The 11,696-nt window shown below is 51.9% G+C and carries 10 protein-coding genes, 1 tRNA gene and 1 pseudogene; 6 read left to right on the plus strand and 6 right to left on the minus strand.

The window, feature by feature from the left end:
* The first annotated feature begins 4 nt into the window (after positions 1 to 4).
* The 4 genes from recJ to J1784_RS10350 all read left to right on the plus strand — a co-directional run bounded on the left by recJ (position 5) and on the right by J1784_RS10350 (position 4,730).
* Positions 5 to 1,738: a single-stranded-DNA-specific exonuclease RecJ gene (gene recJ / locus J1784_RS10335; protein ID WP_217149131.1), complete on the plus strand. Its 1,734-nt coding sequence runs from the start codon at positions 5 to 7 to the stop codon at positions 1,736 to 1,738.
* Positions 1,739 to 1,868: 130 nt separating this feature from the next.
* A protein-coding gene (prfB, locus tag J1784_RS10340; protein ID WP_101079309.1) for a peptide chain release factor 2 occupies positions 1,869 to 2,967 on the plus strand; the annotation gives its coding sequence in 2 pieces (ribosomal slippage) (positions 1,869 to 1,943 and positions 1,945 to 2,967; 1,098 coding nt in all).
* Positions 2,968 to 2,976: 9 nt separating this feature from the next.
* Positions 2,977 to 4,506 (plus strand): lysine--tRNA ligase, encoded by a 1,530-nt coding sequence (lysS, locus tag J1784_RS10345; RefSeq protein WP_217149132.1) that lies wholly within the window; start codon positions 2,977 to 2,979, stop codon positions 4,504 to 4,506.
* Between the two features lie 150 nt (positions 4,507 to 4,656).
* Positions 4,657 to 4,730: transfer RNA gene (locus J1784_RS10350), tRNA-Gly, on the plus strand.
* Between the two features lie 203 nt (positions 4,731 to 4,933).
* Here J1784_RS10350 and argG read toward each other — a convergent pair.
* On the minus strand, positions 4,934 to 6,295 hold the full coding sequence (argG, locus tag J1784_RS10355; RefSeq protein ID WP_015689414.1) for an argininosuccinate synthase: 1,362 nt from the start codon (positions 6,293 to 6,295) through the stop codon (positions 4,934 to 4,936).
* 278 nt (positions 6,296 to 6,573) lie between these two features.
* Between argG and J1784_RS10360 the strand changes: the two genes are divergently transcribed.
* Complete coding sequence (locus J1784_RS10360; RefSeq protein WP_217149133.1) at positions 6,574 to 7,002, plus strand: TOBE domain-containing protein; 429 nt, start codon at positions 6,574 to 6,576, stop codon at positions 7,000 to 7,002.
* Positions 7,003 to 7,052: 50 nt separating this feature from the next.
* Here the strand turns inward: J1784_RS10360 and J1784_RS10365 are convergent, their stop codons facing one another.
* Positions 7,053 to 7,346, minus strand: coding sequence for a YicS family protein (locus J1784_RS10365; protein WP_217149134.1), 294 nt, complete (start codon positions 7,344 to 7,346; stop codon positions 7,053 to 7,055).
* A 100-nt stretch (positions 7,347 to 7,446) separates the two neighbouring features.
* Positions 7,447 to 7,922, minus strand: a pseudogene (locus J1784_RS10370) (Lrp/AsnC family transcriptional regulator).
* Positions 7,923 to 8,053: 131 nt separating this feature from the next.
* On the opposite strand from J1784_RS10370, the gene J1784_RS10375 reads away from it, so the two are divergent.
* Positions 8,054 to 8,470 carry a DUF2000 domain-containing protein gene (locus J1784_RS10375; protein WP_217149135.1) on the plus strand — a complete coding sequence of 139 codons (417 nt, stop codon included), beginning with the start codon at positions 8,054 to 8,056 and terminating at the stop codon, positions 8,468 to 8,470.
* Between the two features lie 65 nt (positions 8,471 to 8,535).
* Here the strand turns inward: J1784_RS10375 and J1784_RS10380 are convergent, their stop codons facing one another.
* The 3 genes from J1784_RS10380 to J1784_RS10390 form a co-directional block, all read right to left on the minus strand.
* Positions 8,536 to 9,720 carry a sugar transporter gene (locus tag J1784_RS10380; RefSeq protein ID WP_217149136.1) on the minus strand — a complete coding sequence of 395 codons (1,185 nt, stop codon included), beginning with the start codon at positions 9,718 to 9,720 and terminating at the stop codon, positions 8,536 to 8,538.
* Positions 9,721 to 9,889: 169 nt separating this feature from the next.
* The gene (locus tag J1784_RS10385; RefSeq protein ID WP_217149137.1) at positions 9,890 to 10,435 is read right to left on the minus strand and encodes a M15 family metallopeptidase; all 546 of its coding nucleotides are present in this window, start codon (positions 10,433 to 10,435) and stop codon (positions 9,890 to 9,892) included.
* Positions 10,432 to 11,262, minus strand: coding sequence for a gamma-glutamyl-gamma-aminobutyrate hydrolase family protein (locus J1784_RS10390; protein WP_217149138.1), 831 nt, complete (start codon positions 11,260 to 11,262; stop codon positions 10,432 to 10,434). The genes J1784_RS10385 and J1784_RS10390 overlap by 4 nt, the downstream gene beginning before the upstream one ends.
* Positions 11,263 to 11,696: the final 434 nt, after the last annotated feature.

Here is an 11,696-nt window from a genome sequence, read left to right on the forward strand (position 1 = left end):
TTTCGTGACCTTGCAGACTCAACTTCGCCGCCGTGAGGCAGCGACTGGCGTGGAACTTCCCGCCGATCTTTCCCCTTTGTTGCGCCGTTTGTATCTCTCTCGCGGGGTGAAGGAAAGTCAGGAACTTGAGCGCAGCGTGCGCGGAATGCTGCCTTATCAGCAACTTGATGGCATTGATACCGCAGTCGCGCTGTTGCAAAAAGCGCTGGCTGAACGTCTGCGCATAATTATCGTTGGCGATTTTGATGCCGATGGCGCAACCAGCACCGCGCTGACGCTGTTGTCTCTGCGCAGCATGGGCTGTGGCAATCTGGATTATCTGGTACCGAACCGTTTTGAAGATGGTTACGGCCTCAGCCCGGAAGTGGTGGAACAGGCTGCATCCCGCGGTGCGGAGCTGATCCTGACCGTCGACAACGGCATTTCCTCTCACGCTGGCGTGACGCTCGCCCATGAAAAAGGCATTCAGGTGCTGGTCACTGACCACCACTTGCCGGGCGAAACGTTACCGGATGCCGAAGCGATTATTAACCCGAATCTGGTCGGCTGTGAGTTCCCGTCTAAATCGCTCGCAGGTGTCGGCGTGGCATTTTATCTGATGCTGGCGCTGCGCAGTGCATTACGTGACAGCGGTTGGTTTGAGCAAAACGGCCTGGCTATTCCTAATCTGGCGGAACATCTGGATCTGGTCGCGCTGGGCACGGTCGCGGACGTCGTCCCGCTTGATGCCAACAACCGAATCATGGTGTATCAGGGGTTGAACCGCATCCGTGCCGGTAAATGTCGGGCGGGGATACGCGCGCTGCTTGAAGTGGCGGGGCGCGAAGCCCGTACATTGTGCGCCAGTGATTTAGGTTTTGCGCTGGGGCCACGGCTTAATGCTGCCGGTCGTCTTGATGATATGTCGGTTGGCGTGGCGCTGTTACTCAGCGAAGACATCGGCCAGGCTCGTGCGCTGGCCAGTGATCTGGATGCGCTGAACCAGACCCGCCGCGAGATAGAGCAGGGAATGCAGGTTGAAGCGCTGGCGCTGTGCGACAAACTCGAGCGTAGCACTGATGCACTGCCGTTCGGGCTGGCGATGTACCACCCTGAATGGCATCAGGGCGTGGTTGGCATTTTGGCATCACGTCTGAAAGAACGCTTTAACAGACCGGTGATTGCGTTTGCTCCCGCTGGCACTGGTATTCTGAAGGGCTCTGGCCGTTCGATTGCTGGTTTGCATATGCGCGATGCGCTGGAACGTCTGGATACGCTTAATCCGGGTCTGATGATGAAATTTGGCGGACATGCGATGGCAGCCGGGTTGTCGCTGGAAGAAAGCAAGTTCGACGAGTTTCGTGACAAGTTCGCCGAACTGGTGGGCGAATGGCTGGATCCTTCTCATCTGGAAGGCGTTGTCTGGTCAGATGGCGAGCTTTCTGCCCGTGAGCTGACCATCGATACGGCTGAAATGCTGCGCGACGGTGGTCCGTGGGGGCAGGCGTTCCCTGAACCGACATTTGATGGTACGTTCCGCATCCTGCAACAGAAACTGCTCAAAGAGCGTCATCTCAAGCTGATGATAGAACCGGTCGGCGGAGGCCCGCTGCTCGACGGTATTGCATTTAACATTGATCCGACGTTCTGGCCGGACAGCAGTATCCGCGAAGTGCAGCTGGCATACCGGTTGGATATCAATGAATTTCGGGGAAATCGCAGCGTTCAGTTGATCATTGAGCATTTATGGCCGAAATAAGCGATTTTCACCCGCAATAAACCCTGCAAAAAAACGGCTCGTTGCTATAAAAAGACCGCTAATTCCGTTAGAATCTGCGGTTCGAATGGCATTGGGCCAACTCCGAATCTAACGTAAGACGCGAAAAATCATGTTTGAAATTAATCCGGTTAAAAACCGCATTCAGGACCTGTCCGAGCGGACAGTCGTTCTTCGGGGGTATCTTTGACTATGATGCCAAGAAAGAACGCCTCGAAGAAGTAAACGCCGAGCTGGAACAGCCGGACGTGTGGAACGAGCCAGAACGCGCACAGGCGCTGGGCAAAGAACGTTCCTCGCTGGAAGCTATTGTTGAAACCATCGATGAGTTATTGCAGGGCGCGGAAGATGTGACCGGCCTGCTGGAACTGGCTGTGGAAGCCGACGATGAAGATACTTTCAACGAAACAGTTGCAGAACTTGATGCACTGACCGTCAAGCTGGAACAGCTGGAATTCCGCCGCATGTTCTCCGGTGAATACGACAGTGCGAGTTGCTACCTCGATATCCAGGCCGGTTCCGGTGGTACGGAAGCGCAGGACTGGGCGAGCATGCTGCTGCGTATGTATTTGCGCTGGGCAGAAGCCAAGGGTTTCAAAACAGAAGTTATCGAAGAATCTGACGGTGAAGTTGCCGGGCTTAAATCTGCGACCATCAAGATCATCGGTGATTATGCGTTCGGCTGGCTGCGCACGGAAACCGGCGTTCATCGCCTGGTGCGTAAAAGCCCGTTCGACTCCGGTGGCCGTCGCCATACGTCTTTCAGTTCCGCGTTTGTGTATCCGGAAGTGGATGACGATATCGAAATCGAAATTAACCCTGCCGACCTGCGAATCGACGTATACCGCGCGTCCGGTGCGGGTGGCCAGCACGTCAACAAAACGGAATCTGCGGTACGTATTACCCACCTTCCGACCAACATTGTGACTCAGTGTCAGAACGACCGCTCCCAGCATAAAAACAAAGATCAGGCCATGAAGCAGATGCGTGCGAAGCTTTATGAGTATGAGATGCAAAAGAAAAATGCGGACAAACAGCAGCTGGAAGACAACAAGTCTGACATCGGCTGGGGCAGCCAGATTCGTTCTTACGTGCTGGACGATTCCCGTATCAAAGATTTACGCACGGGCGTCGAAACGCGAAATACGCAGGCCGTACTGGATGGCGACCTGGATAAATTCATTGAGGCAAGTTTGAAGGCCGGGTTATGAGGAACCAAAATGTCTGAGCAACAACCAGCAGCGCAAAGTGCAGAAAACGTACCAGATCTTAACAACGAGCTGAAATCTCGTCGTGAGAAGCTGGCTTTACTGCGCGAATCCGGTATCGCTTTCCCTAACGATTTCCGTCGTGACAGCATCTCTGATGAATTGCATGCGAAATACGGCGAAAAGACCAACGAAGAACTGGAAGCATTAAACATCGAAGTCACCGTCGGTGGCCGTATGATGACCCGCCGTATTATGGGCAAGGCGTCTTTCGTGACGCTGCAAGATGTCGGTGGCCGTATCCAGCTTTACGTTGCGCGTGATGATCTCGCTGAAGGCATCTACAATGAGCAATTCAAGAAATGGGATCTGGGCGATATCCTGGGTGCGACCGGTAAGCTGTTCAAAACTAAGACCGGTGAACTGTCGATCCATTGTTCTGAACTGCGTCTGCTGACTAAAGCACTGCGTCCGTTGCCGGATAAATTTCACGGCTTGCAGGATCAGGAAGCGCGTTATCGTCAGCGTTACCTTGACCTGATCGCTAATGAAGATTCCCGTAAAACCTTCATGATCCGTTCTCAGATCATGTCTGGTATCCGCAGCTTCATGGTGGAAAACGGCTTCATGGAAGTCGAAACCCCAATGATGCAGGTGATCCCTGGCGGTGCAGCGGCACGTCCGTTCATCACTCACCACAATGCACTCGACATCGACATGTACCTGCGTATCGCGCCGGAACTGTATCTGAAACGTCTGGTTGTCGGTGGTTTTGATCGCGTGTTCGAAATCAACCGTAACTTCCGTAACGAAGGCGTTTCTCCGCGTCACAACCCAGAGTTCACCATGATGGAACTCTACATGGCGTACGCGGATTACAAAGACCTGATCGTTCTGACCGAAACTCTGTTCCGAACTCTGACTGAATCCGTTCTGGGTAGCAGCGTTGTGCAGTACGGCGACCAGACTTTCGATTTCGGTAAGCCTTTCGCCAAGCTGACTATGCGTGAAGCGATTTGCAAATACCGTCCTGAAACTAACGTTGCGGATCTCGACGATCTGGCTAAAGCGACCGCTATCGCAGAATCTATCGGTATCAAAATCGAGAAGAGCTGGGGTCTGGGCCGTATCGTGACTGAAATCTTCGAAGAAACAGCAGAAGCGCAGCTGATCCAGCCAACCTTCATTACCGAGTACCCGGCAGAAGTTTCTCCGCTGGCGCGCCGTAATGACGAGAACCCTGAAATCACTGACCGTTTCGAATTCTTCATCGGTGGTCGTGAAATCGGAAACGGTTTCTCTGAGCTCAACGATGCAGAAGACCAGGCACAGCGCTTTGCTGACCAGGTTTCAGCAAAAGATGCAGGCGATGACGAAGCGATGTTCTTTGATGAAGATTACGTGACAGCGCTGGAACACGGCCTGCCACCGACTGCTGGCCTGGGCATTGGTATCGACCGTATGGTTATGCTGTTCACCAACAGCCACACCATCCGCGACGTTATCTTGTTCCCGGCGATGCGTCCGCAGACACAGAAATAAGTTTCTTCAGAAACAACAAAAGGGCGCTCCGGCGCCCTTTTTCATGCCGCAGATCACGCCATACGCTAACTGCTTAAAACTCCAGCGCTTATCCGCAATCACGCCTTGCTACGTTGTCGTAACCGGTTATAATGCCACTCGCACACCGATGCGGGTGTAGTTCAATGGTAGAACGGCAGCTTCCCAAGCTGCATACGAGGGTTCGATTCCCTTCACCCGCTCCAAAACTTTCTTCTCTGCACTTATTCAACATCCTACAAAAATCATTCCCGATGCCTGCTGATCCGTATTTCCCTGTACGGTATTTTTGCATGTCTGAAATTTGGTCTCAGAGCAAAAAATCAATACAAATCAGCCCTCTCACCTGCGAAGGGGGGAGGGCTGATTCACGTAACGCTTTGCAAACTCGTTTTAAAGCAAGCCGCAGTTACTTGTTTTTCACCTGCAAGCCACGCGGCAGATTGTTGTTATCCACCTGCGGTAAACCGGTAGAGGCAGAAGAGGTGAGCAAGCCGGTCTCAACGTAGTTCTGCAGTTTCTCGCGGGTATCGGTGATGTCCAGATTACGCATGGTCAGCTGGCCAATACGATCATCAGGTGAGAACACGGAATCGCCTTTTTCCATAGTCAGGCGCTCTGGTTTGTAGGTCAGATTCTCAGAGACCGTATTCATGATGGTGTAGTCGTTGCCGCGACGCAGTTCCAGAGTCACTTCACCGGTGATTTCGCTGGCGACCCAACGCTGAGCGGAGTCACGCAGCATCAGAGCCTGTGGATCAAACCAACGGCCCTGATACAGCAGACGGCCCAGCACGCGGCCATTCGCATGATATTGCTCGATGGTGTCTTCGTTATGAATACCTGTCAGCAGACGCTCGTAAGCGATGTGCAGCAGCGCCATTCCCGGAGCTTCGTAAATACCACGGCTTTTGGCTTCAATAATACGGTTTTCAATCTGGTCGCTCATGCCCAAACCGTGACGGCCACCGATGCGGTTGGCTTCCATCATCAGCTCAACGCTGTCGTCAAAGGTTACGCCATTCAGCGCAACCGGATAACCGCGCTCAAATCGGATAGAGACTTCTTCCGCTTTCACGACGACATTTTCGTCCCAGAATTTCACGCCCATAATCGGGTTAACGATTTTGACGCCGGAATCGAGGAATTCCAGATCTTTGGCTTCGTGAGTTGCACCCAGCATATTGGAGTCAGTGGAGTAGGCTTTCTCGGTCGACATTTTGTAGTCGAAACCAGACTGAATCATGAATTCAGACATCTCATGACGGCCACCCAATTCATCAATAAAGTCGGTATCCAGCCACGGTTTGTAAATCTTCAGTTCAGCATTGGTCAGCAAACCGTAACGATAGAAACGCTCGATATCGTTACCTTTGTAAGTGCTGCCGTCACCCCAGATATTCACGCCATCTTCTTTCATCGCGGCAACCAGCATAGTACCGGTCACGGCACGGCCCAGCGGCGTAGTGTTGAAATAAGTCACACCGGCGGTGGTGTTATGGAACGCGCCACACTGAATGGCAGCGATGCCTTCGGCAACCAGCTGTTTGCGGCAATCAATCAGGCGAGCTTTCTCTGCACCGTATTCCATCGCTTTACGTGGAATAGCATCGTAATCTTCTTCATCAGGCTGACCCAGGTTGGCCGTGTAAGCATAAGGGATCGCGCCTTTTTTCTGCATCCACAGCAGCGCTGCGCTGGTGTCCAGACCGCCGGAGAACGCGATACCCACACGCTGATTGATAGGAAGGTGCTTGAGAATAGTTGTCATCGATAAAATCCTGTATGAATTAGGGCTGTCTGCTAAAGGTTTCAATGCCTATATTGATAACGCAAAACCGGGGTCAGGTAAAAGACATTTTGCATATTCATGTGCATTTTATTGCATAATTATACAAAAGTCATGCTCGCGCAGTCGTGTTTCATTCAAAATATCTTCGCGTTTTAATGTGGCATCTGTCGCCGCCAAAATCCACTCCTGACTTGCCATTCTCAAAGCCGCAAAGCCATAATGACTCTTCCGCTTACAGAAGTTATCAAGGAGTGAGAATGAAAGTTTCAGCGCGTAATCAGCTATCCGGCACGGTTTCAGAAATTGTGGAAGGTGCGGTAAACGACGAAGTGGTGTTAGCACTCGATACGGGCGAAAGCCTGGTGACAGTCGTCACGAAGAGCAGCGTGAAAACTCTGGGTCTGGTGGTGGGTAAAAAGGCCATCGCTATTATCAAAGCGCCGTGGGTGGTGCTGGCCTCGCCCGACTGCGGTCTGAATTTCTCTGCCCGTAATCAGTTCATCGGCAAAATTGACGATGTGAGTCTTGGCGCGGTGAACTCCTCGGTGAGCATTACCTCCGATAAAGGTCTGGCGCTGACCGCCATGGTCACTAACGACAGTGTGAATGAACTTAGCCTGAAACCGGGCGATGCCATTCTGGCGCTTGTCAAAGCCTCCAGTGTGATTTTAGCGACACAAAAATAATGAAAGCACGGCCAGAATTAATATCCATGAATAGAGTCTGGCCGGGTTTATTAAAGCTGCGGGCATTTAATCTGACCAATGGCCTTCTGATAATCTCTATTATTGTTTTTCTCGAGCGCCGTTTTCGCTTTATTTATTAGATATTTATTATCTCCTGATGCCAAAATTTTATTTGTCCAGTCATCATCAGATACTTTAATTTCAGGCTGGCATTTTTCTTTGGTATCCCGGACGAGCTGCTGTTTATTCTTCCCAAATTCCAGACTCTGGAAAGCGGAATCTGCGAGAGCAATCCCCGGCATAGACATAATAGTAATAAGAGGTAGTGCGCGAACAATATTCATTGTGATACCACCTGCATCCGATTGTTAATAAAGAGGATATAACGACTATATGTTCAATGCCGGTATTACGCAAACCTGAACCGGCAGCATCGGACCCACTTCACATCCCCTCCAGCGGCAACACATTCAGCGGTTTCACTTCCCTGAGCACAAACGACGTTTGCATCTCTTTAATGCCTGGCAGGCGACGTACCACCTCCATTGCGAAGCTGGAAAACTGTCGAGATCTTTGGCTACCACCTGCAACAAAAAATCGGCATCACCGGCAATCGCATAACAGGCGATCACAGCAGGCAATGCGCCAACTTCCTGTTCGAAACGTTGCGCATCTTCCTCGCTGTGGCTGTCGATTTTGACCCGGATAAAAGCCAGCAACCCCAGACCGATTTTTTTCCGGTCAATAATCGCCTGATAGCCGGTGATCACGCCGCTGTCTTCCAGTTGTTTGGTACGCCGCCAGCAGGGAGAAGCTGCCATACCGACCTTATCTGCGAGCTCCTGATTGGTCATGCGCCCCGAGGTCTGAAGCTGCTTCAGAATGCGAAGATCTGCCGCTGAAATTCTGGATGTGGACATAATCTGCCTTTTTGAAGTGATTTGGAGAAAGGGATAACCAGATTAGTGCATTTTACACCGTTAAAAGAAAGCACCTTTCAGCCGCCGCTCATTATCATGGTTCTCTTACTGATGAACGAAAGGGCACACAAATGGCAGACATACTCCGGGTGGCAATTATCCTCAATCCTGAGCTTCCGCCGGGATTACTGGCAAATACGGCGGGCGTGATTGGTATCGGATTAGCGGCAAAATTCCCGATGCTGGCAGGCATTTCGCTGAGTGATGCGAAGGGCGTCACGACAGATTCTATATCGAAATTCCCGCTACCCATTCTTCAGGCAACGCCGGATCACATTAAGGCACTGATGTTTAAAGCGCTGGATGCAGCAGGCGAGCGCAGCGTGGTGCCGTTCCCGTCATTTGCGCGCACGATGCATCAATTTGAGCAATATGAAATGACGTTTCCGTTGCGGGATTTATATGATGAAGTGCTGGATGGCGTGGGGCTGGTCGGGCCGGAAAAATGGATAAAATCACTGACCGGAAACCTGAAGTTATTGCGCTAGTGAGCTGAATCCTCAGGTATAAAAAAACCGGCAAAAGCCGGTTTTTCTTTATCATCAACCCGATATCAGTTCGTTACTTTCAGCTGCGGATAGCGTTTGAAAATCGTCAGACACCAGACAAACGCGACGCAGCCGATCAGGCCACCGGCATAGCCCACATTGCTCATTTCCAGATGCAGGCTGACCTGATTGCCGAGAAGCGCGCCCGCGCCGATACCGATGTTGTAGATGCCGGAAAGCAGCGCCATCGAGACATCGGTGGCATCCGTCGCCAGTGCCAGTACGCGCACCTGCATCGCCAGGCCGATAATCATCATCGCCAGTCCCCAGATTACACAAAGGATGGAAATGCTGACCGGGTTCATGACCGCGACAAACAGCAGCAACATGCTGAGCGTCACCATCAGGATCGGGCCGCTGAGCATGGCCGCCGGGAAACGGTTGCCCAGCACACTGAATGCAATACTGCCGAGAATCCCCGCGCCGCCAAAAATCAGCAGCAGGAAGGTAGTGAAGTTTTCACCCATATTGGCGACAGTCTGAATAAACGGCTCGATGTAGCTGTACGCCGTATAGTGAGCAGTCACTATCAGTGCGGTCAGCACATACATGCCGACCAGCGCCGGACGACGGAACAGCATCGGCACGCTTTTCAGCGAACCGGTATGCTCGCTCGGTAATGGCGGCAACAATCTGATGAGGCAAATCAGCGTCAGCAGCGCGACAACGCCGATACTCATAAACGTAGTGCGCCAGCCGAGGTACTGACCAATCAGGCGACCGAGCGGCAGACCGAGAACCATCGCCAGCGCCGTGCCGGTGGCCAGCATACTGAGCGCCTGCGTTTTCTTACCGGCAGGTGCCACACGGATGGCCAGCGAGGCAGTAATCGACCAGAAAATCGCATGAGCCAGCGCGATACCGACGCGTGAGGCGACCAGACTCCAGAAATCCCAGGCCACAACCGAAAGGATATGGCTGGCGATGAATATCACAAAGATGACGATCAGTAAGCGCTTTCGCTCGACATTACGGGTCAGCAGCATCAGCGGCAATGACATCAGCGCCACCACCCACGCGTAGATAGTCAGCATCAGCCCGACCTGCGCAGTCTGCATATTGAAACTGGCGGCGATGTCAGAAAGTAATCCGACAGGCACGAATTCAGTGGTGTTGAAGATGAATGCGGCAATAGCCATCATCACAACGCGGAGCCAGGCTGTCCTGCGCGAAACGGTATCTGATTGCATTGAAATTTATGACTTATAAGAAGAGGTGGAAATCAGGCATCTGTCTGGCAGACGCCTGTTGAGCGCATAGTGTGTTTTATTTGTTCTAAAAATGAAACAGAAAATTGGCCTAACAGATAAATGTTTAGACGACAATTTTAGTTATGGAAACTGCGAGGCGGATCACTTACTACTTTGCATCATGCCAGCACCAGTGCCACGGCTCATAAATAAAGCCCCACGGGTTATTCAGGGGGAAGGACATCACAAAGCCGAAGCGGGCGGCGTGAATTTGCAGCCACTGAAAAGCCTCCGTTTCGCCAAAAACGCCGGTCACTTCGTCACAACCGGGGGTATTGATATCTACGGCGCGACCGGTGTGATGTTCGCTGCAACCGGGCGGAGCCAGCGAGGTGAAAAACTCTTGCGGCGTGATGCCTGCTTCCTGTTTAGCGCGGATCAGTCCGGCCTGATAATCCAGACTGCGAAAAGCGGAAACCAGATAAATGCCCACCCCGTCGGCGGCAGCCTGTTGTTTCATCTGATGCCAGGCGACGGCGGCGGGGGAGATCAGCCGGTAAACTTTGCCGGTTTCAGCATCGGTTTCCGCATCCTCCAGTAAGTGCTCACTTACCTCTTCAAAACAGGGCAGCGTACAGTGGGCAATGACCTGCGGGTCGATGCCCAGATCGCGCAATATCCGGTCAGTTCTGGTTTTCAGTGCGGCCTGATTCATGCCTGTTCTTTTCCCGGACGGGCAATCACGTCGTTCATGACTTCCGTCATGGCTTTACCCGCCGTGCGCATCGACTGCTGATAGCGTGCGGATGCTGCAACAAAGGCATTCAGCAGCTGCGTATCCTGCGGATGTTGCTGATATTCCGGATGCCACTGCACGCCAAGGCAGAAATCATAGTCTTCACACTCAATGCCTTCGATCACGCCGTCAGGCGCATAAGCATTCACGATGCAACCGGGGCCTACTGATTTCACCGCCTGATGGTGCGAGCTGTTAACCTCATAATGGTCGCGATCGACACAGCGGCTGAGGAGCGTACCTTCCAAAATTTCTACCGGATGACGGGCGCGCTTTTTGCCCCCCGCGTTTTCAGTATCGACGGTCGTGCTGTGCTCGAGGGCGTCGGGGAGCGCATCGGGAATGTGCTGATGCAACGTGCCACCGGTTAAAACGGCAAGCAGCTGCTGACCGCCGCAGATCCCCAGCAGCGGCATATTGCGCTGCATGGCACCTTTAACGATGGCTTTTTCGAATTCGGTGCGAGCGGGTTTCAGGCGAACCTGATCGCTGGTCTGTTGCTCATTAAAGAGTTCAGGCGGCACATCAAACGCGCCGCCGGTGACCACAATGCCGTCACACATAGAAAGATATTCATCCGCCAGTTCAGCGTGATGAGGTAAAGCCAGCGGCACCGCACCGAGCTCTGCCAGACTGTTCATATAGTTCTGACGCAGGGCATACCAGGGAAAATCGGCGTAGCCACCGGCTTCCTCGCTGTCCAGTGTTACCCCAATCACTGGTCTGGATTGAAATTTTGTCTGCATTCGACTGAGTTCCTGCATGAAGATGAAAAACAATCAGAAAATGCACCATATCAAGCTGTGGTCGGAGCAAACAATATAAATTATCAATACTTTTAATTTTCAGGATTTAGCTCTGAATTTCTCACCGGTTAAGCTGACCGGACAGGGTGTTTTTCACGCTAAGTCTGCGTTTTCCTGACAAAATTCCGGGAAAGACTGACACTTCCTGATGCTTTTCTGTCGTCGTCTTCAATATTCATTCTCATTTAGTTCTTAACATTAGCAGGCCGGAAAGGATAAATTAGCGGGTATCATTCATCCTGCTGAACGAAATATAAATTCTTAATTGCTAACAAAATCTTTACGTTGTCCTAAAAACAGCCATCGAAGCTTTTAGGGATAATGTATTTTTGACTGATATTGAAAATCTCTGGTTGAAGGTCATTTTTCAGCTG

This window comes from Rahnella ecdela (assembly GCF_019049625.1).
GTDB lineage: Bacteria > Pseudomonadota > Gammaproteobacteria > Enterobacterales > Enterobacteriaceae > Rahnella > Rahnella ecdela.